The sequence below is a fragment of the Mesorhizobium sp. M0340 genome, assembly GCF_040321535.1.
In the GTDB taxonomy this organism is placed as follows: Bacteria; Pseudomonadota; Alphaproteobacteria; order Rhizobiales; family Rhizobiaceae; genus Mesorhizobium.
Genome location: NZ_JAMYRR010000087.1, coordinates 1 through 515, shown reverse-complemented (window position 1 = coordinate 515; position 515 = coordinate 1). Strand labels below are relative to the sequence as shown.

Annotated in this window: 1 protein-coding gene; it reads left to right on the top strand. The window is 57.7% G+C overall.

Annotated elements, in window-relative coordinates:
- On the top strand, positions 1–515 hold a 515-nt coding region (locus tag NKI79_RS33175; RefSeq protein WP_352807520.1), incomplete at both ends, for a UDP-galactopyranose mutase.

Sequence of the window (515 nt, the reverse complement as noted above, 5' to 3'; positions counted from 1 at the left end):
GAAAGCGTCCTGATCATAGACCGACGAAATCACGTCGGCGGCAATGCCTATGACTGCTACGACGAGGCCGGAATCCTAATTCACCGTTACGGGCCTCACATCTTTCACACCAACGCCCAATCGATCGTCGACTATCTGTCGCAATTCACGCAATGGCGGCCTTACGAACATCGCGTGCTGTCGCTTGTCGATGGAAAGCTGCTGCCGATACCGATCAATCTCGACACCATAAACCGCCTCTACGGCCTTGAGTTAACGTCCGAGCAGCTGCAGGACTTCTTCGCTTCCCGGCGCGAAACGGTCAAAGAAGTCCGCACCGCTGAAGACGTCGTGGTCAGCACTGTCGGCAGAGAGCTCTACGAGAAATTCTTCCGCGGCTACACGAGGAAGCAGTGGGGTGTCGACCCTTCCCAGCTGAGCAAGTCGGTGACGGCGCGAGTCCCAACCCGGACCGATCGCGACGATCGCTATTTTGGCGACAGCTTCCAGAGAATGCCGGCAGGCGGGTATACGCG